The following is a 19,239-nucleotide window of genomic DNA, read 5'->3' as shown; positions in this document are numbered from 1 at the left end:
CTTAATTTTGTTCCCTTACACGCGCTTGCACTCTGGTTTCCAGGCACAGCCTGAAAACCAGAAGAATTAACGAACGGAAGGTAACTTGCCTTGAAGGAATTCCTGTCTGGTTTGGGTGCAACTGGAACATTTGCAACCGAGCCCATCTAAAATAGGATTCGACTCTTGAGTAGTATTATATACTACCACCTCAGAATCAGATTGATTAAGTGCAGATGGCACAATTGCTGCTTCTGCTTGATTTGCCACTAAAAACATAGAAGAAACAAACATGGGAGAGGCTAGCAAAATTAACTTGGCTGCTTTCATAAATTGCTGTTCTGGGGTATGCTCTTTAGATACAGTATAAGCAAGTTATAATTGATAGTCATTCTCTAGGTTAGCCGCGCCCAAATCCTAAACAGGAGAGGCTTTTGACCAAACAAGCAATTCACCGTACTTACTACCTGCAGCTAATTGCTTACCTAGCGGATGCCATCCCAAACAAGAAAACTCAGATGATGCACCCGTAAGAATGTCTGAAAGTTGCTTGGCGTTTTTCCACAGACAAATCCATCCATCAGCACCAGCTGAAGCCAGTAAAAAGCTGTTGGGTGCAAAGGCAATTGCCTGCACAATATCGACATGATTGGTTAAAACCCTTGCTTCCCATCCTTCAGAATCATCAGCTTGCTTTTCCCAAACAACTATACCGTCAACGCTCGAGCATGCCAGCAGAGGTGCAACTGGGGTGTCGATCTCCGACCATGCAAGTTGGCGGATTTTCCCAGGAAAACCCCTCATAATCCAAGGTTCGGGGTTGTTACCTGATATTAATAGCTGAGATTCTACAACAGTAATGGTGCGATCCATATTACCAGAGGCAAGGAATTTGCCATCAGGCGACCACGCCATAGCCAAGCTAGCAGATGGAATTTCTAGAATGTGGGGTTCGTTATCCCAGTTTTGACAATTCCAGACTTTGATACCGCGATCGCCACTAGTGGCAAGATAGTTGCCATCACAGCGCCAATCGATACCCAACACAGAAGAATTCTCAAAATTGAGTGTAACGACTACCTCGCGAGTGTCAGCGTCCCACACTTGCACGTAACGTCCCAAGCTGAAAGCTAAGAGATGGTTGGTAGGATTCCAAGCAAGTCTATCTACCCAAGCGGGGGCGTTTTCTAAAGTGGCGATGAGTTCTTTGTCTCGCCAAATCCTAACATTACCATCTTGTCCCCCGACCGCTAAAAATTGTCCATCTTTAGAAAAGGCAAGACAATCGACTGATTCACCTCGTTGAGTTTGCAAGGTTGTTAAGTCCCCATCTTGCCAAAGGACAACTTCCCCTGCTGCTGAAGTGGCGGCAAAAACAGTCCCTTGGGGAGACCAAGCGATCGCCGTAACGTAATCTGCAAGTGTCCCAGAATATTGTTCTTCAAAATCCTTGGATTGTAAGGACGAGCTGTTCATGATTTTACTAACCCCAGTCTACGCTTTACAAGCAAGAAAGTCTTGCTTGAGTTGGGCTTCATTAAGGTTGCGCCCAATAAAGACGAGTTCGTTTTTTCGAGTTTCGCCCGGTTTCCAAGGGCGGTCTGGTTTGCCTTCAAATAGCATATGCACTCCCTGGAACACAAAGCGGTTATCTTCACCAGCAATGTTTAAAATGCCTTTCATTCTGAAGATATCTGGTCCTTGGGTACGCAGTAACTCTCCCAACCAATTATTTAACTTCTCGCCATCAAGTGCGCCTTGTTCTACCAAAGCAATAGAGTATACGCTCTCATCGTGCTGGTGGGCATCTTCACCTAAGAAATTTGGGTCAATTTCTAAAGCGCGATCGAGATCGAAGGCTTGTACGCCTAACAAAGCGTCCATGGATACCTCTGAATTTTGGGTTCGGTAGATTTTTGCCATAACATTCATCCCCCGAATCCGCTTTTCTAATTCCTCAAGCTGTTCTGGTGATACCAGATCGACTTTATTTAATAAAATCACGTCAGCAAAGGCTATTTGCTCTTGTGCTTCATCAGCATCCCAGTGTTGCCAAATGTGTTTGGCATCTACCACCGTTACCACAGCATCTAAATTTAGCTTGTCCCGCATATCCTCATCGACAAAGAATGTCTGAATGACTGGTGCGGGATCGGCAAGCCCGGTGGTTTCAATAACCAAATGGTCGAATTGATTGCGACGTTTCATCAAGTTACCAATGATGCGAATCAAATCGCCACGCACCGTACAACAGATGCAACCGTTGTTCATTTCAAAAATTTCTTCATCTGCGTCAATAACCAGTTGGTTATCAATACCCACTTCTCCGAATTCATTCACGATCACGGCGACTTTCTTACCGTGTTCGTAAGTTAGAATGCGATTGAGAAGTGTTGTTTTACCCGCTCCTAAATAGCCAGTCAGAACTGTAACGGGAACTGAATCTGTTAATGCGTCAGCTACCATGCCTTTAGCGCCTCTTAATGTACGATTAAGATAATCATTTTAATTATTTTAATCTTTTTTCCTTTATAGTTTACCTAGCTCTGCCAAGATTTCCGAACAGTTTTAGAAGCGAAAGAACATACATGGGTGGGAGATAGGCGTTGGAAGTAGCAAAAGTTCGCGTTCTGGGCAAAAATGGCAAAATTTATCTGGGCTAGGTATTGTAACAATTTCAATTAAATGAAACCCGTTTGCGGGATTGAAACCTGAGCGCCGATTTGAGAAAACATTATATCTCTAGTTTCAAATATAATGAAACCCGTTTGCGGGAGCGAAACAGGAATTATAGACTTGATTTTTCATAAAACTACACCATTAATTATAAATAAGCCCACGGTACATACATCAGTCAACAACTATACCAACAAGCTTTGGCTCCTGTGGGAGAGTAAACTGTTCGACAGAGTGGTTGGTGCATAAGTAAGCTTTGGCTTCACCTAGTAAGTTATGTAGAAGAGTTAGCTCAAATAAAATAGGCTCATTATCAGAGTGTATTTTATTTGTCAAGACAAAATTATTGTCTTTCAACTATCTCCTTCTATTATCCTCGCTTAAGACTGCATCTACTTTGTTTTAGGTGACATTAATGAAACAAAACAGACGAAGCCGAGGTGTTATTCTCACCCTTAAAGGCTGGGATAAGCTTCAAGGTGCCAAAGCTAAAGCCGAGTTGATCGAGTATGCTCAAGAAGGCTTTACCTTAGAAGAACTGAGTTCGCGCATGGGTTTGTCACTGCATACTGTCTCTAGAATACAAGGACGTTTGGAACCAGTAGATAAAAGTTCGTTGCAATCTGCTTTTGCTGCTTTTGGGTTGGAGTTGTGTAAGGAGGATTATACTAAACCAAGCTCTCCTAATGAGTTGGAAGTGCGACGAGCTTGTCCGCAGTATGACTGGGAACAAGCTCCAAATGTCTCTGTGTTTTATGGTCGTTCTGCTGAACTGGTGCAACTCCGGGAATGGATATTAGAACAACAGTGTCGTTTAGTAGCGTTGTTAGGAATCGGTGGTATTGGCAAAAGTAGTTTAGCAGTTAAGTTAGGGCTACAAATGCAAACAGAATTTGAGGTGGTAGTGTGGCGAAGCCTGCAAAATGCGCCACCAGTAGAGGAGATTTTAACGAGCATACTGCAATTTTTGCTGTGGGGGTTGCGACTCGATACAGCGATCGCTCAAAGTTTTAATAGTAAAGTATCCAAGCTGATGGAATGTTTGATGAATCACCGTTGTCTGTTGATTTTAGACAATGTAGAGACAATTTTATGTAGTGGTGGTCAGGTGGGGCAATGTCGTCCTGGGTACGAAGGATACACTCAATTACTCAAATGCCTTGGGGAAACACCTCATAGGAGCTGTGTTTTGGTGACTTCTAGAGAAAAACCAAGAGCGATCGCACCATTAGTTGGAGAGCGAACAGGGGTGAAATGTCTGCGATTGGGGGGATTAAGTTCTACCGAAGGACAACAGTTATTCCAGCAGAAAGGACAATTCACGGGGACAGAACAAGAGTGGCAAAAGCTGATCGAGCATTATGGAGGTAATCCCTTAGCACTGAAGATGGTAGCTGCTGGAACTCAAGAGCTTTTTAACGGTAAGATTGCCTCGGTTTTGGAGTACGTGGAACAGAGAGTATCGATTTTTGAGGATATTAGTGAGTTGTTAGAATGTCAAATCAACCGTTTGTCGGTGGTGGAAGAGGAAGTGATGTATTGGCTGGCAATTCATCGCAAGCCAGTCTCTCTCGCCGAGTTAACTTCTGATATAGTGACATCTTCTTTAAAACGTCTCGTACCTTCAGCAATCAAATCCCTATTGCAACGCTCATTAGTTGAAAAAAGCGACGAGCATTTCTTCCTGCAACCAGTAGTGATGGAACATATCACACAGCGATTTGTTGAACGGGTTAGTCAAGAAAGGAAGGACTCACTCATGCAGAACATTCAAACCCCTACTCCCCACTCCCCTCTTCCAAACCCATGTTTTGATAAAAGCAATAGCCAAAGACTACATTCGGAAAACTCAAAAGCAACTCCTACAGCAACCGTTGCTTGAGCAATTCCTAAGTAAGTCAGCACAATTAAAGTTAACTAGTCAGGAGCGTCGTTGGTCAAAAGTCATTGGTTATTTGTAAGGGTGTTAGCCGTGTTTACCCACCTTTACATAGTTTTGTTTTTTCCCGCTTACCTACCGCTCTCTTATCACTTTGGGAAGAAAATAATTGAGACGAATAGAATTCGCCGCTATACAAACAAAGTCCACCTGGTTAATCATCATCCTCTGCGAATAAAGACTCTAAATCTCTATAACCGCTTACTACACGTAAAATTTCAATTCCATTATCTGTAACTCGGTAAAGAATAATGTAACCATTTAAAGGCACACCCCGCAAATAATCCTTAATGTTAGCATAACTGCGTCCCATGTTGGGGAAGTTTGCAAGATTCTTACATTTTTTATTAAACTCATCAATAAAATGCTCCCCAGTATCAATATTACGGCTCGTAAAATAATCAATAATTTCTTCCAAATCTTGATTGGCTGCTGGAGAGATAATGTGTTGTTTCATCCTTGATTTTCTCTCGCTTTACGCAATTTCTCCCGCAGTCGCTCAACTACAACTTCCCCGTCAATACCTTCACCTCTCTCTAACTGTTCTGCAGCGACTTCTACTTTTTGACGGGTTTCTTCAATCCAATTTTGATAGCCTTTTTCCCACTCCCTCAATAGTTTGAGTGCTTTACTAATAACTGCTTCTGGATTGTCGTATTTACCTCCAGCAATTTGTGTTTGAATAAATTGCTCTTCTTCGGGCTTAAGTTGGATGTTCATAATTTTTAATTATTGTAGATTGGCTCTGTTTTTTGACGTTCTAACACCGTCGCATTACGGTAAACTTCAACAACCTCAGACGGAACTTTGATAGTAATATTTTCTTTGCTAATCCTGGGGTTGTTTTTTTCTCAACAAAACCGTCAGTAGTTTTTGGCTATTATATATTATATAACCCCATTTTTTGTAAGGCTGCTTAATACGCTTCAGTAGCTGTGTATCTCAAAGCCAAACTTACCCAAAAGCTCTATTAAGATGCATCTACTCCGTTCTAGGTGACGTTTATGAAACAGAACAGACGAAGCCGAGGTTTTATCCTCACCCTCAAAGGCTGGGATAAACTTCAAGCATCCATTACTAAAGCCGATTTGACTGATAATGCTCAATTAGGCTTTTCTTTAGAGGAACTGAGTTCGCGCATGGGTTTAGCGTTGCACACTGTCTCCAGGATACAGGGGCGCAGTGAACCGATAGATAAAAGTTCGTTGCAATCTGCTTTTGCTGCTTTTGGATTGGAGTTGTGTGAAGAAGACTATACCCGACCAAACCCTCCCAATGAATTGGAAGTGCGAGGCGCTTATCCACAGTATGATTGGGGAGAAGCACCGAGTGTCTCTGTATTTTATGGTCGTTCTGTGGAACTGGTGCAACTACGGGAATGGGTGTTAGAAGAACAGTGTCGTTTAGTGGCGTTGTTAGGAATTGGTGGTATTGGCAAAAGTACTTTAGCAGTTAAGTTAGGGCTAGAAATTCAAACGGAATTTGAGGTAGTGGTGTGGCGAAGCCGACGAAGCCTGCAAAATGCCCCACCAGTAGAGGAGATTTTAACGAGCATACTGCAATTCTTGCTGTGGGCGTTGCGAAAAGAAATAGCGATCGCTCAAAGTTTTGATGGCAAAGTATCAAAGCTGATGGAATGTTTGATGAACCATCGTTGTCTGTTGATTTTAGACAATGTGGAGACGATTTTATTAAGTGGCGATCGCGCAGGGCAATGCCGTCCTGGGTACGAAGGGTACGATCGCTTACTCAAATGCCTTAGGGAAGTTCCTCATAGGAGTTGTGTCCTGCTGACTTCTAGAGAAAAACCAAGAGAAATGATACCGTTAGAAGGAGAGAAAACAGGAGTGAGATCGCTCCAACTGAAGGGATTAAATCCTACTGAGGGACGGCAGTTATTCGAGCAAAAAGGACAATTTGCGGGTACAGAACGAGATTGGCAGGTACTTATCGAGCATTATGGGGGCAATCCTCTAGCACTGAAGATGGTGGCATCTGGAACCCAAGAGCTTTTTAACGGTAAGATTGCTTCGGTTTTGGACTATGTGCAACAGGGGATATGGATTTTTGAGGACATCGGCGATTTGTTGGAATCCCAGTTCAACCGTTTGTCGATGGTGCAAGAGGAAGTCATGTATTGGCTGGCAATTCATCGAGAGCCAGTCTCTCTCGCTGAGTTAGCTGAGGATATAGTGACATCTGCTTCTAAGCGTCAATTACCGCAAGCAATCAAATCCCTGTTACGACGCTCATTGGTTGAAAAAAGCGAAGAGTATTTCTTCCTACAACCAGTGGTGATGGAATATACCACACAGCGATTGCTCGATCGTGTCAAGAAATTAGGGAATGGGGTATTGGGCATCGGGCATCGGGCGTAGGGTTAGAAAACCAATGCCCTACTCCTCTATTCCAGAGCCATGCTTTGATGAAGGCAACAGCTAAAGATTACATTCGGGAGACACAAAAGCAACTCATTATACAACCCTTGCTCGAGCAATTGCTCATGGAATTAGGCAGTCAACAATTACTTATACAAAAGTTGCAGGGTGTACTAGAGCAGCAAAGACATCAAGCCGCAATACTAGCAGGATATGTGGGGGGTAATCTTGTTAATTTGCTAGCACATATGCAAGTAGATTTACGGGGGTATAACTTCTCAAATTTAGCAATTTGGCAAGCAGACTTACGGCGTGTAAATCTGGCTGGAGCTAATTTCCATTCTTCCGCTTTCGAACGCTGTGTATTTACAGAAAAGCTAACTAGTGTGAGGTCAGTAGCATTTAGTCCAAATGGCAAATTGTTAGCCATAAGTGACATTGATGGATACATTTACTTACGCCGCACGTCGGATTATCAAAACCTTTTAACACTTCAAGGGCATCGGCATCATAGTTTGACATCAACTGTTACTTTTAGTCCCGATGGCAATATCTTGGCAAGTAATAGTGATGATAATGCTGTTCAATTGTGGGATACTCAAACAGGTAACAGCTTAAAAGTTTTACAAGAGCACACTGCACCGATTTGGTCGATCGCTTGGAGTCCAGATGGTCGTCAGATTGCAACTGGGGACGATTCTGAGTTTTCTGTTCGATTGTGGGATGTACAACTTGGTGAGTGTCTCAAAATTTTGCAGGGACACACAGGTGCAATTTATTCGATGGCTTGGAGTTCAGATGGTAAGACAATTGCCAGTGGTAGCCACGACTCTAGCGTGCGATTTTGGGATGAAAAATTGGGTAAATGTTTTAAAGTATTACAGGGGCAATGTCATTCCGTGCGATCGGTAGCTTGGAGTTCAGATGGTAAAACGATTGCTAGTGGTAGTGATGATTCTAATGTGAGATTGTGGAATGTCGATAATGGTAAGTTAATGACTAAGTTTCAGGGGCACAAGCGTGGAATCGTGGGACTTTCCTATGCACCCACAAGCTATGCTAGCGATCGAGACTCACAACTTTTAGTCAGTGGCGGTTCGGATGGTACAGTTCGATTGTGGGATATCCAGACAGGTGAAGCTTTAAGAGTGTTGCGCGGTCATACCAATCGAGTTTGGGATGTATCTAGGAGTCCAAATGCTCGCCTGATCGCAAGTGGCAGTCATGATTGTACAGTGAGAGTGTGGGATGTTGCGACGGGTGAAACTTTAAAAGTATTGCAAGGTCATGCTTCTTGGGTCAGTGGAGTCAGTTATGCACCCAGAACAGATTTAAGTCATAATCCAGAGGTTACGCTTTTAGCAAGTTGCAGTTTTGACGGTTCCATTCGCCTGTGGGATTCCCAAACTGGTACCTGCCTCAAGGTGTTAAAGTATGATACAAATCACGCATTGTTGACACTCAGTTTTGCTCCAAATAATCGAACTTTGGCAAGTGGCAGCGATGACGGTTCAATTTATTTATGGGATGTGCAGCAAGATGAGTGCTGCCTGGTGTTGCGCGGTCACACCCATCGCGTGTGGTCAGTATGTTGGAGTCATGATAGTAGCATTTTAGCAAGTGGCTCTCAGGATGGTACTGTAAGGTTATGGGATGTGCAGCAAGGTACGTGCTTAAGATATTGCAAGGACATACTAATGAGGTTTGGTCTGTTGCTTGGAGTCCGGATGGATGTACCTTATTAAGTGGTAGTACGGATGAGACGATGAGGCTTTGGGATGTAGATACTGGGGAATGTACAAAAGTATTGAGAAGCGATCGTCTTTATGAGGGTATGAATATTGCGGGTGTAACTGGGTTAACAGCAGCACAGAGAGCAGCACTCTTAGCTTTGGGGGCTGTGGAGGGTGTAAGGTAGGTTGTATTGTTGACCTCTAAGAGCGTTTATCGGGAATGTCATTACAAAGCTTGCGATCGCCATTTTTAACATTGGGATTATTCTCAAGATAGCTACGCACCCAATTGCAACCCCTTACCATCAACTCATCTAATCCTTCAACCTGCCACATCTTAGCTTGCCACGACCCTCTTGTAGTATCTTGTCCTACAGCAGCTAGTTGCTTACCATCCGGGCTAAAACTAATGCTTGTAACCCAGTAATCACGATTACTTTGATCTATCTGGTATTCTGCTAACTGCTGACCATTCAAGTTCCACAAACGAACCGTACCATCTCTTCCAGCAGTTGCTACTAAATTATTCTTCGAGTTAAAAATTACCTGATTAATCCCGTAGATATGTCCTTTTAATTCTAAAAACTTGTAATTTACTAAATCTAGCCATAAGCGGGCGATGCCATCGTTTCCGGCGGTAGCCAGCATACTTCCATCATGACTAAAAATCACGCTGTTCACCCCATCTCTATGTTCTTTAAATTTCGTTGGCAGTTTCTGCTTATTTTTCCAGTCCCAAAAACTTATCTCGCCGTGTGAGTCACCAGTAACTAGCAAGCTACTATTAGGATTAAAACTGACGCTACGGATTTTGTTGACATCATACTCTGGCAAATTTCGAGAGAGTATGGTCGGATTTTGTGGAGTTTGCCCATTCCACGGGTAGACAATAGCATTATTAGAAGTATGAGAGTCAACAGTAGCTAGCAAGTTGTTATCTTTGTTAAAGCCAAAAGTCCATAATGGATCTCGAGCAAAACTAGCAGAACCTACGCTAAGTGCTGGTCCGGTAAATCGAGCTAACGGTTGCTGGTTGTTCGACTTCCTCAAATCCCATAAGCTGATAGTACCATCTTCTTTACCAGTAGCCAGTAAATTACCATCAGAACTAAAAATCAAACCCCAAATTTGGCCTGAATTTTGAAGTGGGAATTCGCGGATTGGTTTTTGTTGCAGCTTCCAATTCCACAAACGGACAGTGCCTTCTTCTTCACCAGTAGCTATTAGCTTGTTATCAGGGCTAAGGCTAACGCTAGTAACCGTATTTTGTCCTTTGACTGCTACTAGGGGTTGACCTTCCCAACCTTCCCATAAGCGAATAGTGCCATCTCTTCCAATAGTAGCTAATTGTTTGCTATCAGGGCTAAAACTGACACTGTTGATTAGACCTTGATTGCCCCTAAATTTAATTAACTGCTTGCTCTTTAAATTCCACAAGCAAATGATGCCGTTTCCATTTTCAAATGCAGCAGTAGCAAGAAGCTTGCCATCGGGACTAATACTAACATTTGTCATTGGTGTGCTGTCTTGAACTAAAATTCTACATCCCCCGATGTCGTCTAGTTTTTTGCCCTTTGAATCCCATAAGCTGACAGTGCCGCTATTGGAAATAGTAGCTTGTAATTCGCCGTTAAGGCTAAAAGCCGCATAATATTCGCTACCAGGAGCGTTTGGCTTATTGAATTTAGCTAACAAATTTCCTTGCTTAAAGTCAAACAAACGGACGATGGAATTCTCTTCTTGAACCGACACAAGCAGCCTATTATTGGAATCAATCATTACATTTGCTGAAGAAAGCCCTTTTTCTACCACACTCTTAAATATAGGTGATTTGGTGTTAAATAATGTATGCGATTGACTCTTCTGATTGCTTTCCAAATCCCACCAGCTAATAGTATTGTCAGTGCTAATGGCAACCAGTTGTTGGCTATTGGAACTAAAACTGACGTCTAACAACTTAGGTATCTTGAATGATTTTTGAAGATGTTTACCTGAACGGCTCCACAAGTCAACCGTACTATCCAGAACAGTGTTACCATCTTCCGAATAAGGCTTTTTAACAATAGCTAGTAATTCCTCGTCAGAGCTGAAAATCACTTTTATATCATTTTTATCTATTTCGTCTGGCGACAATACTAAAATATTGCGTTCTTTAACTCGCTCAACTGCTTTTTGCAATGTTAAATTTAATGTGTTTTGTAGTTGTGTATCTGGCTGAAAAAATTGCAACAAGCGTGACTGTTTGAGTTTCTTTCCAGCTTGTAGGCTGCTTATTAAAGCATTCAACTCTCGATTTACGCTCAAGTCCGTATTCGCGGACGCTGTTAAAGCACGGATTTGCTCTATTTCTTTATTTCGCCCAAAGATCCCAGCAAGGGTAATTAACCCAATTACACCAATTACAACGACCCTTCGTAAGTTTGTATTCAAGTGTTTTTGCCGGATGCTAGACTTAACAAACTCAGTTTCCAACTGATTTAACCAGTTGTGAGTTTCATCGTTCAGTACCTCTTTTTTTAAAACCTCTAAATAAGGACTACCATTCCAAAGAAGCTGTGATTTTCTTTGTTTTTCCTTCCAATCAAAAGCAGCATCAGTTAAACGCCTTTGAATAGCCAAATGTTCTTTTTTCTCCTGGTTCAGCCATTGCTGCAATTGAGACCATCCCCTCACTAACTCATCATGAGCAGGTTCTACACATTCTTTGTTGTTGGCATCTAGTCCAGTGATTAACAACCGAGCATTAACAAATTCATTAATTACTAAATCAACATATTTATTAACTGATTTTGGATATATTAATTCCTCTTTTCTTACCCGTCTGCGAGCTAATTCGTTTCCTTCTACTGATACCATTCGCAGCATTATATAACGAATCATGTTTTCGTTAATTTCTTCACCCTTTTCTTTTTTTTCACACAAATTATTATAAACTTCTGTAGCTTTCTTGGTTATTGAACTCCTAACACTGCCAAGGCTGTTGTAATCATCTTTAGTGAGAGTTCTGTCTTCTCTTGCACTTTCTAAATATTTATGGTAAATCTCGCTTAAGGTAAAGGAAAGTAAAGGCAAAGCTCCAGGCGTATCTGCCACTTCATTAATTAACTTGTCTATTAACTCAGGAGACTCAAAAAATACCACTTTTTGTGCTGCTGGTTCTTCAATTGCTTCTCGCAATTGCTGACGATCCATGGGTGTAACCCAAAATTGTGAATTTTCACTCCAATAATCCTTCAATCCTTCTTTTTCTTTAAACTGCGGTTCAAAGTCTGAACGTAATGTCAGTACCACACGTAAGTATTCTGAATAGTCTTTGTTTCCGATAATTTTACTAAGTTGACTGATAAATTTATCTTGTTCTGTCTCGTCTTTTTTCTTTTTCTCTTCCTTTTTGCTGAAAGTTATTAATTCTTCAAACTGGTCTATAACTAAGATCATCTTAGAATTATGGTCTTGCTGACTTTTAGCCTTAAGCCTATCCTTTAAAACATTAAACGCTTCTAATGCTCTATGCATAGAAGGAGGTTGAGAAGAGTGAACATTTGCTGAGTTGTTCTGTTTCAGATTCAGTCCAATTAGTAGATTTTCAAAAAACTGAACAAATTTATTCTGAGTTTCCGCCTGTTGTGTAGTGGAGGTGGAAGATTGCGGGTCTAGTATTTTGTACAAAGCCTGAAAAGGAGAATCTCCAGGACGCATTGAACCAAGGTAAATCCAATTGTGATTGTTACTACTTAAATTTGGAGTTTCTCCAATTTCTTGAGGACATAATTTAGGAATTAATCCTGCTTGCACTAGGCTAGATTTTCCCGATCCAGAATCACCTAATACAATTGTAAAAGTTTGCTTTTCAACAATATCAGCTAATTGATTGATTAGTTCTGTTCTCCCAAAGAATCTTTTAGTATCTTCTTTTTTTACTTCAAATGAACGTAACCCTTTGTAAGGATTAGTATGCTCATTTAATTCTATAGCGTCTGGTAACTTTTGAGGTGTAAATCCTTTAATAACAAAGAGGTATTCACCTTTATCATGCTTGTTCATCTCAAACAAACCAGGTGTTTGCTGATGTTTAGGTATATGCATTCGTTCAAGAATATATGTATGTAACTCCCTTGCAAGAAGTACACCGCTTTTTGAAGAATCTGCCTTAGCTCTATCGTTATCAATTGTTAATCCTTCAATTAATCGATAAGCAAAAGGAGAATGAGAGCCTATTTTCTGATTTTTATCTTCCCCACGATTTCCAAGACTGATTACATCTGCTGCCTCTTCATTATGAGCAGTTGAAGTAATTACTTGTTGAGCAAAACTATTAAGAAAACGCTGATAAAGTTCGTGATACATTTTATAAGAACTTTTTTGATACCAAGGTCTTTTAGATGCCCACTTGAAAGAACCAGAAAAGCAGCAGTCAAGGATGACTAGCACATGACGACATGGTAAATTTTCCAAAGCATCATGCAAATCTTTCATTGATAAAAATTTTTGATTATCTGTATCTAAAAGATTGGCATCTTGAGGTATGAGAAAACCTTCTGGACGCATCTCTCCTTCTGGCGCATTATTAGCCTTACCATGTCCAGCAAAATAAAATAAAAAACGATCGTCAGACTGAATTTTTGTTGTAGTACCAGGGAATTGTTGTTGTTTAAGTTCTGAAAGTAGATTTTGCAGTCTTGCCAAATTCGCGTCTTTATCTAAAATCTCTTTAACTTCATAGCCGTAGTCTTCTTGTAAGATAGACGCAATTTTTTTTACATCATTAACCGCAGTTTTTAAAGGACGTTCACGGTAATCATTAATACCAATAATGACTGCATATTGTTTCATCATCTTTTTACCTTGTTATTAACGTTGTGTCTGTATAGTAGAGAAGTGCTTTGATTTGGATTAATACCTTGAAATTATTGTGGACGTACAATCTTCAAAGTGACTTGTTTTGTCATCCAATCGTCAAGTTTACCCTTACTTTTTGACTCCCATTTGCGAGAATAAACTTGCGCCATTAATTTATCGAGAGTTCCTCCAGTTAATGGCACACTGCGGTATGTAGGTGGTGGAACATCAAGTTCATCTTGCTCTAATAAACTGGCATTAAACTCTGACGTACTGACAATTAATTTCAAAATTTCTTTGTATTCAGCAATTCCTTGTTTTAAATAATCTTCGGGAATTTTCATCTCGCCTTCATCAGTTGTTCTTTCTGAATTAGGTTCTAAGCGAATGCTACTCTTTTCTGGAGTAAAGAATTCAGCATATACAGCGAAATTACCAGATAGGTCTAAGATATTACAATAGATAGTTTTGTGGCTGTTATTTTTCAGCCTGATTTTGAGTTCTGGTGGTTGCCATTCTCCATTTTTATTAAAATACTCTAGATGGAAGTACGACTCTTGTTTATAGAGATTATTTTCATAGGTTGAAGATGGTTTATCTCCTGACACAACAATAATCTCCATCTCTACGTCTTCAGCTTTAATGGTGCTGTTTGCTGGGCTGTCTAGTTCTAAAATGTTTATCCAACGAGCGATATGTTCTAAGCGTTGAATAGTTTGACGGGCGCGTTTTGCTGTGTAACCTTGAATATCAGATTTTTCGGGAATGGGAGCAACTATAGGACGGTCAGTCGTCTGTTCAATAATCCAGTATTGCCCTTGGCGGGCTAATAAACGATAATCCGCATCTTTTGCTTCATCAACTTTCTCAACAAATAACGAAGGATTTTCCTCAGCCGCAGCTTTATTTAGTGCTTGTAGTGCCAGTTCTACACCTATTTCATCACCTTGTTCGCCTTCAATATAAACCTTCAAACGCTTTAGAGGTAAATGGGTAACAACAGCCCAATAACTTTCATTTTTATCTAGCTTTTCGTTCCCTTCTGTAATTATCACTTTGCTCTGCTGGGCGACTACTTCAGTAACTTGAACTGTACCTAAAGCATTAGAAATTTCGCGCATTTCTTCAGGGTTACTTCCTACTGGAAAAATTGCTAATAAAGTATCTCCATTTTGAGAGTTACTGGGAATGCCATTCAACGTACCGCCATCTATTACCCAACTGTGTTTAGTCTTATTTTTATCGCTATAGCTCAAGGTAAAGTAAATAGGTATTTCTTTAATTGCACCCCCTAAGAATATCTTTTTAAAATCTTCTTTGCATATTGCTTCTAATTGTGGTGATTGCTCTAATATTTTTCCACTAACTAAAGCATTAACATTTCTCAACAAGTCGCTGTAAGTTAAATTACCATTACTTTTCTCTAATGTTTGCAATAAGAAATAAGAAAAAGCACCTCTGTTTTTGTAGTCTTCAGTTTTATATTCCTTCGCTGTTTCGTGGGAACGGCAGGCAGCTATTGCAACGTGTTTTCCTTGAACTAAAGTTGAAACTTTCCCATCGTTGAATGGTTGAATAAGTGCGTTTTTATCTGTTGCAAAAATCAAACTTTCGTAAGGGCGATCGCGCAAGTCTTCATATGTTTGACGCACTTTAACTTCTGGGTTTCTTGTACCAGTTCCAGAATGACAGCAATCCATAATAACTAAGATTTCAGAATTTTTTTGTGCCACTTTGTAAATTAAGTAACGTAGTTCTTTGTCGGCTAAATCCCAACCATTCTCGGTGCGGCTATCATAGCAAACTATACTTTGAAGTAAGCCGTTCGGGTCTAAATGTTTTAATTGTTCTGGTGTTCTTGCCTGGGCACCATGACCTGCATAGTAAAATAGCGCCACATCACCGCTTGTTGCTTGGCAGAGATAATTGTCAAAGGCGTTAATAATATTTTGCCGAGTCGCTTCTTCGTTTTTCAGTATTTTTGCTTTAACATTCCATTTTTTATCAATGCGTCCTTTTAAATATGCTTCTACCGCTTCAATATCGTTAACACAGCCATCTAAGGAAGAAACTTCAGATTGAGGATGATAAGTATTAATACCAACTAGCAAAGCGTAAATATGGTTGGACATGGTAGTTTTACCTCATAAGGTTGGCTCCAAGGAGGTTAGCTCCCCTTATCTAAAAAGTTTTCCAGAATCCTTAAGCGCTGTTCATTTGAGCAAGTGTACACAATCGGTCAGAATCAAGAACTGAATTTGCTTTTCAAGGAACGGGCGTCGTAGGTGAGTTTTCTTGCCAGTGCTTGCGATTGCGGTATACTCCGGATTCTGTTGGCGAATTGCGTTGGCACAGCCCGCCGCAGGCATCGCTATGCTCAAACCTTTGAAATGCCATAGCCCCTACGCCAGAAATTGCGGTTTACATGAATTCGCAAACAAAGTCAGCGAGGCTGATATCAGCCGCCATGTGACGGCTGATATCCTTGCTAAGAGCATGAACTCCTTACAATCCCTGATTCAGCACGCTAACTAGTGCTTGTGTACGACCCCTCATATTTAATTTGCCGAAAATATTATTAGCATCAAAGCTTGACGGTACTCTCAGCGATATTGAGGACAGTGCTAATTTGCTGGTTCTTATTGCCTTTTGCGATAGAGCGCAGCACCTCTAAGTTGCGTAGAAGCGGAGTGGCTGGTTGTTAGACATAGCTCAATTCCTAGCTGCTTATCCGCAGTACAATAGATTATGCACATAAAGATTTATTTTTAAAGTGCCATGTAGTTGTTACATAATTATTGTTTGCGTACTTTCCCGTACTTACACAAGGCAACTTTAGCAAGTTATTTTCAACTTAAGGCTTTCGTAAACAAACGAGAGCGATTTATCTTCCAAGCTTGATGAGAGTATCATGTTGACGGCAATTTTAATTGCCATTCCCCCTACATCTTTGCTCGCCCATAAATAGAGTTTTGGGCTTTTCGTCAAGCCTCATAACTGTACCTTCGCTCATTTTTGAAGGGTGAGAGGAATTAATGCCTGACATGGAAGCATTGATTGGTCAAAAGTTACTGCTGTTTGTATTGTTTTCATTGGAAATGACCATGATTGAGACAATCCGAACATTCACTCCCGATTGGGTATCTCCTCCCGGTGATACCATTGCCGATCTATTTAGAGGAGCGCGATTGGACGCAAGCACAATTAGCAGAGCGTTTGGGCTACACCACGAAACATATCAGTTTGCTTATCAATGGCAAAGCAGCGATTAATGAAGAAACAGCCCTGAAGCTAGAACGAGTTTTGGGTAGTACACCAGCATTCTGGCTCAGATATGAAGCCCAATATCGCGCTGCTTTGGCAAAGAAGGAAGAAGAAAACCGCTTCAAGGGATGGACATCTTAGTTAGATCGGTTACCAGTCAAAGAATTGATGAACCTTGGTGTAATTTCCAAATGCCATTTAATCGCCAAGAATAAACCAGCTTTGGTAAAAAAGTTACTACAATTTTTCGGTGTTGTCGAGCCAGAAGATTGGCAGAAATACTATGCAGGCATGGAAATTGCTTTTCGTCGCACCCGCTTTGAACAAAGTGATGTTGGTGCGATTACTGCTTGGTTGCGTTTGGGTGAAATAGAGGCAGAAAAACTGGACTGTCCTAAGTACAGCAAATCAAAGTTTGAAAAAGCGGTACGCTCAATTCGCACGTTGACGGTGTTACCACCAGAGGAATTTGAACCACAGATGCAACAGTTGTGCCGGGAAGCGGGGGTTGTGCTTGCTTTTATACCATCAATTAAGCGATGCGGAAGCCGCCACTATGTGAACGCATATCAGTGGTGTAGCGCGGTGGTTAAATCCCCATAAGGCACTGATTCAACTTTCACTTGACAGTAAAACCAATACCGCTTCTAGTTTCATTTTTTCCATGAAGCAGCACATATTGTGCGATCGCGAACTTACTTGAAATACGGTTGACAATCGAGAAATAGTATTGGTGTCATAATCAAGCCGATACTGGGAATCTAGAGAGATGAAGTTGTTATTTTGGGTTAAATTTCTTCATCTAACTCGCTAAGTACATCTGCTAAATCTCTTGCTCCATGAAATACCCGTAAAATCTCAACGGTAGTATCTTGAATACGATAGAAAATTAAATAATCCTTAAAATCTTTAATACGCCATTGTCTAATTTCGCCCAATCTCGACACCACCAATTGGGTCACTTTTCCGATTTTAGGAGTTTGTAGCAACTGTTCAAAAGTCACTTCCGCAGCATTTAAAAATTTAACAGCTACATCCGCATTGCCATTGAGCAATATATAATTTGCCAACTGTCACAAATCTTGCGTTGCCTTATTTTTGACAACTAACCGATAGCTCATGCTTCGTTCGAGTTCTCCATATTATTCTCACCCAAAACCATAGAACGCAAAGAGTGCCAATATTCTGGTGTGACTTCCTGTCCTGGAGAATCAATACCTTCGAGTAAAAGAGCTTCCAACTTTTCTTGTGCTTTGCGTTTTTGGTCTTGCTGTACTAAATCTAAAAAATATTCGCTAATGCTATTGTAAGCACCAGCTATTACTTGTGCCTCAACGTAAACGCGCACCTTATCAGGTATATCGATGTTGATATTCATTAGGATTCAAGCATAAAGATCGCTTACTATTTTAACTTACAATTTCACATCAACCCCAATTCCCCAAGGTCTATGCCAATTTTTAGAGCTTGATTTTAATCGAATTTACGTTGTCCTATAGCAATCTTAAATGAATTGTTAGAAAATTCACTTCCCTGCTAACATCGTCCCCCCGATGCCTTGGCTACGGTGTACACACAAGTCTTCTAAAGTGTATTCTTGCGGTTTCGATCCCCCCTAAACCCCCTTAAAAAAGGCTTAAAAAAAGGGGGAACTTAATTCCAATTCTCCTTTTTTAGGATGTTTCATGTCTTTTCTAGAGAACTGTGTACACCGTATGATGCCTTGGAGGAACTACAGGGGGTCACAATAATTTCAAATTCGCACGAATGATTTAGGACTGCTATAGTTCTTTAATGGTTTGGAACTTAATAAGTAGGTGAGTAGAAATCAATAGAACTATATTACAAAATGTAAAAACTTTGGAAATCCTAACCAAGGGAATAATGTTGAACGAACCTCTAGAACTTGTACTGACTGATTTATCGCAAGGCTTACCTGCTATCACCCCTTCATTTGGAGCCGCATTGGCTGAAGCCTGTGCTGTATGCTTAGAACAACAAGGTCATGCTCAAGGTGCTTAGGTGCCAGTTAGCGGAGATTTTACTGCTACATTTAAGCTGCGATGGTAATCGTCAAAAATCGCATCGATCTGCTATGGATAACAACTATATGCTAACGATTCTTGCTGCTTGTTTATCTCATCATTGATAATTTACCTAATTAACATAACGTAATATTATTTAAAATAATTAAACTACAACTAGAACCCTGATTTCTTAGAGAAGTCAGGGTTCTACACTCACACAGACATAAAAATAACTAAAGTCAATCTTCAGGAAGATAAATTACAGAGAAATATTTTCTAGCCTACAAATAGGGAGCAAAGCTGAGATTTGATTTTTGGGAGATCGTTAACAAACACATTAAAACTGGAACTGTAGAGAGATTGGGTTCCAGTTCAAGAGAAAGTACTTTAGGTACGTAATGACT

At 40.7% G+C, this 19,239-nt stretch carries 18 protein-coding genes; 7 read left to right on the top strand and 11 right to left on the bottom strand.

Features of this window, described 5'->3' with window-relative positions; all coding sequences use genetic code 11:
* Positions 1-66: 66 nt before the first annotated feature.
* The 3 genes from HC643_RS21815 to HC643_RS21805 all read right to left on the bottom strand — a co-directional run bounded on the left by HC643_RS21815 (position 67) and on the right by HC643_RS21805 (position 2,445).
* Positions 67-309: a hypothetical protein gene (locus HC643_RS21815; protein WP_038088725.1), complete on the bottom strand. Its 243-nt coding sequence runs from the start codon at positions 307-309 to the stop codon at positions 67-69.
* 87 nt (positions 310-396) lie between these two features.
* Complete coding sequence (locus HC643_RS21810; RefSeq protein ID WP_038088698.1) at positions 397-1,455, bottom strand: WD40 repeat domain-containing protein; 1,059 nt, start codon at positions 1,453-1,455, stop codon at positions 397-399.
* A gap of 18 nt (positions 1,456-1,473) precedes the next feature.
* Positions 1,474-2,445 (bottom strand): CobW family GTP-binding protein, encoded by a 972-nt coding sequence (locus HC643_RS21805; RefSeq protein WP_038088695.1) that lies wholly within the window; start codon positions 2,443-2,445, stop codon positions 1,474-1,476.
* A gap of 625 nt (positions 2,446-3,070) precedes the next feature.
* Between HC643_RS21805 and HC643_RS21800 the strand changes: the two genes are divergently transcribed.
* Positions 3,071-4,537 (top strand): NB-ARC domain-containing protein, encoded by a 1,467-nt coding sequence (locus HC643_RS21800; protein ID WP_050045304.1) that lies wholly within the window; start codon positions 3,071-3,073, stop codon positions 4,535-4,537.
* A 211-nt stretch (positions 4,538-4,748) separates the two neighbouring features.
* On the opposite strand, the gene HC643_RS21795 is transcribed toward HC643_RS21800, so the two are convergent.
* A complete protein-coding gene (locus HC643_RS21795) occupies positions 4,749-5,051 on the bottom strand; it encodes a type II toxin-antitoxin system RelE/ParE family toxin (protein WP_038088692.1) in 303 nt (100 codons plus the stop codon).
* On the bottom strand, positions 5,048-5,314 hold the full coding sequence (locus HC643_RS21790) for a ribbon-helix-helix domain-containing protein (protein ID WP_038088690.1): 267 nt from the start codon (positions 5,312-5,314) through the stop codon (positions 5,048-5,050). The genes HC643_RS21795 and HC643_RS21790 overlap by 4 nt, the downstream gene beginning before the upstream one ends.
* 284 nt (positions 5,315-5,598) lie before the next feature.
* On the opposite strand from HC643_RS21790, the gene HC643_RS41500 reads away from it, so the two are divergent.
* Genes HC643_RS41500 through HC643_RS42615 form a run of 3 tightly spaced genes read left to right on the top strand, consistent with a single transcriptional unit; the run spans position 5,599 to position 8,890 of the window.
* Positions 5,599-6,972: an NB-ARC domain-containing protein gene (locus HC643_RS41500; RefSeq protein WP_237265922.1), complete on the top strand. Its 1,374-nt coding sequence runs from the start codon at positions 5,599-5,601 to the stop codon at positions 6,970-6,972.
* A 47-nt stretch (positions 6,973-7,019) separates the two neighbouring features.
* Positions 7,020-8,717: a WD40 domain-containing protein gene (locus tag HC643_RS41495; protein WP_237265921.1), complete on the top strand. Its 1,698-nt coding sequence runs from the start codon at positions 7,020-7,022 to the stop codon at positions 8,715-8,717.
* Complete coding sequence (locus HC643_RS42615) at positions 8,621-8,890, top strand: WD40 repeat domain-containing protein (RefSeq protein ID WP_237265920.1); 270 nt, start codon at positions 8,621-8,623, stop codon at positions 8,888-8,890. The genes HC643_RS41495 and HC643_RS42615 overlap by 97 nt, the downstream gene beginning before the upstream one ends.
* A 16-nt stretch (positions 8,891-8,906) precedes the next feature.
* Here the strand turns inward: HC643_RS42615 and HC643_RS21780 are convergent, their stop codons facing one another.
* The 4 genes from HC643_RS21780 to HC643_RS42610 all read right to left on the bottom strand — a co-directional run bounded on the left by HC643_RS21780 (position 8,907) and on the right by HC643_RS42610 (position 16,212).
* On the bottom strand, positions 8,907-13,541 hold the full coding sequence (locus HC643_RS21780; RefSeq protein WP_038088680.1) for an nSTAND1 domain-containing NTPase: 4,635 nt from the start codon (positions 13,539-13,541) through the stop codon (positions 8,907-8,909).
* Between the two features lie 71 nt (positions 13,542-13,612).
* Complete coding sequence (locus HC643_RS21775; protein WP_050045306.1) at positions 13,613-15,676, bottom strand: caspase family protein; 2,064 nt, start codon at positions 15,674-15,676, stop codon at positions 13,613-13,615.
* A gap of 133 nt (positions 15,677-15,809) precedes the next feature.
* On the bottom strand, positions 15,810-15,941 hold the full coding sequence (locus tag HC643_RS42160; RefSeq protein ID WP_272899753.1) for a hypothetical protein: 132 nt from the start codon (positions 15,939-15,941) through the stop codon (positions 15,810-15,812).
* 187 nt (positions 15,942-16,128) lie between these two features.
* Positions 16,129-16,212 (bottom strand): LuxR C-terminal-related transcriptional regulator, encoded by an 84-nt coding sequence (locus tag HC643_RS42610; RefSeq protein WP_072040710.1) that lies wholly within the window; start codon positions 16,210-16,212, stop codon positions 16,129-16,131.
* 494 nt (positions 16,213-16,706) lie between these two features.
* On the opposite strand from HC643_RS42610, the gene HC643_RS41485 reads away from it, so the two are divergent.
* Both HC643_RS41485 and HC643_RS41480 read left to right on the top strand, forming a co-directional pair.
* Positions 16,707-16,949 (top strand): HigA family addiction module antitoxin, encoded by a 243-nt coding sequence (locus HC643_RS41485; protein WP_237265919.1) that lies wholly within the window; start codon positions 16,707-16,709, stop codon positions 16,947-16,949.
* 27 nt (positions 16,950-16,976) lie between these two features.
* Positions 16,977-17,411 (top strand): hypothetical protein, encoded by a 435-nt coding sequence (locus tag HC643_RS41480; protein ID WP_082051611.1) that lies wholly within the window; start codon positions 16,977-16,979, stop codon positions 17,409-17,411.
* Positions 17,412-17,596: 185 nt separating this feature from the next.
* On the opposite strand, the gene HC643_RS21755 is transcribed toward HC643_RS41480, so the two are convergent.
* A complete protein-coding gene (locus HC643_RS21755; protein ID WP_050045307.1) occupies positions 17,597-17,878 on the bottom strand; it encodes a type II toxin-antitoxin system RelE/ParE family toxin in 282 nt (93 codons plus the stop codon).
* A gap of 47 nt (positions 17,879-17,925) precedes the next feature.
* Positions 17,926-18,186 carry a ribbon-helix-helix domain-containing protein gene (locus tag HC643_RS21750; protein WP_038088678.1) on the bottom strand — a complete coding sequence of 87 codons (261 nt, stop codon included), beginning with the start codon at positions 18,184-18,186 and terminating at the stop codon, positions 17,926-17,928.
* A 506-nt stretch (positions 18,187-18,692) separates the two neighbouring features.
* Here HC643_RS21750 and HC643_RS21745 point away from each other — a divergent pair.
* Positions 18,693-18,830 (top strand): hypothetical protein, encoded by a 138-nt coding sequence (locus HC643_RS21745; RefSeq protein WP_153021558.1) that lies wholly within the window; start codon positions 18,693-18,695, stop codon positions 18,828-18,830.
* The last annotated feature ends 409 nt before the right edge of the window (positions 18,831-19,239 follow it).

Source organism: Tolypothrix bouteillei VB521301 (assembly GCF_000760695.4).
Classification (GTDB): Bacteria; Cyanobacteriota; Cyanobacteriia; order Cyanobacteriales; family Nostocaceae; genus Scytonema; species Scytonema bouteillei_A.
This window is presented reverse-complemented; position numbering and strand designations above follow the sequence as displayed.

What these genes read in the sequence shown, in the direction of transcription:
- HC643_RS21815 (WP_038088725.1), bottom strand. Translation starts at nt 309, where the DNA reads ATGAAAGCAGCCAAGTTAATTTTGCTAGCCTCTCCCATGTTTGTTTCT.
- HC643_RS21810 (WP_038088698.1), bottom strand. Translation starts at nt 1,455, where the DNA reads ATGAACAGCTCGTCCTTACAATCCAAGGATTTTGAAGAACAATATTCT.
- HC643_RS21805 (WP_038088695.1), bottom strand. Translation starts at nt 2,445, where the DNA reads ATGGTAGCTGACGCATTAACAGATTCAGTTCCCGTTACAGTTCTGACT.
- HC643_RS21800 (WP_050045304.1), top strand. Translation starts at nt 3,071, where the DNA reads ATGAAACAAAACAGACGAAGCCGAGGTGTTATTCTCACCCTTAAAGGC.
- HC643_RS21795 (WP_038088692.1), bottom strand. Translation starts at nt 5,051, where the DNA reads ATGAAACAACACATTATCTCTCCAGCAGCCAATCAAGATTTGGAAGAA.
- HC643_RS21790 (WP_038088690.1), bottom strand. Translation starts at nt 5,314, where the DNA reads ATGAACATCCAACTTAAGCCCGAAGAAGAGCAATTTATTCAAACACAA.
- HC643_RS41500 (WP_237265922.1), top strand. Translation starts at nt 5,599, where the DNA reads ATGAAACAGAACAGACGAAGCCGAGGTTTTATCCTCACCCTCAAAGGC.
- HC643_RS41495 (WP_237265921.1), top strand. Translation starts at nt 7,020, where the DNA reads ATGAAGGCAACAGCTAAAGATTACATTCGGGAGACACAAAAGCAACTC.
- HC643_RS42615 (WP_237265920.1), top strand. Translation starts at nt 8,621, where the DNA reads ATGGGATGTGCAGCAAGGTACGTGCTTAAGATATTGCAAGGACATACT.
- HC643_RS21780 (WP_038088680.1), bottom strand. Translation starts at nt 13,541, where the DNA reads ATGATGAAACAATATGCAGTCATTATTGGTATTAATGATTACCGTGAA.
- HC643_RS21775 (WP_050045306.1), bottom strand. Translation starts at nt 15,676, where the DNA reads ATGTCCAACCATATTTACGCTTTGCTAGTTGGTATTAATACTTATCAT.
- HC643_RS42160 (WP_272899753.1), bottom strand. Translation starts at nt 15,941, where the DNA reads ATGGCATTTCAAAGGTTTGAGCATAGCGATGCCTGCGGCGGGCTGTGC.
- HC643_RS41480 (WP_082051611.1), top strand. Translation starts at nt 16,977, where the DNA reads ATGAACCTTGGTGTAATTTCCAAATGCCATTTAATCGCCAAGAATAAA.
- HC643_RS21750 (WP_038088678.1), bottom strand. Translation starts at nt 18,186, where the DNA reads ATGAATATCAACATCGATATACCTGATAAGGTGCGCGTTTACGTTGAG.
- HC643_RS21745 (WP_153021558.1), top strand. Translation starts at nt 18,693, where the DNA reads ATGTTGAACGAACCTCTAGAACTTGTACTGACTGATTTATCGCAAGGC.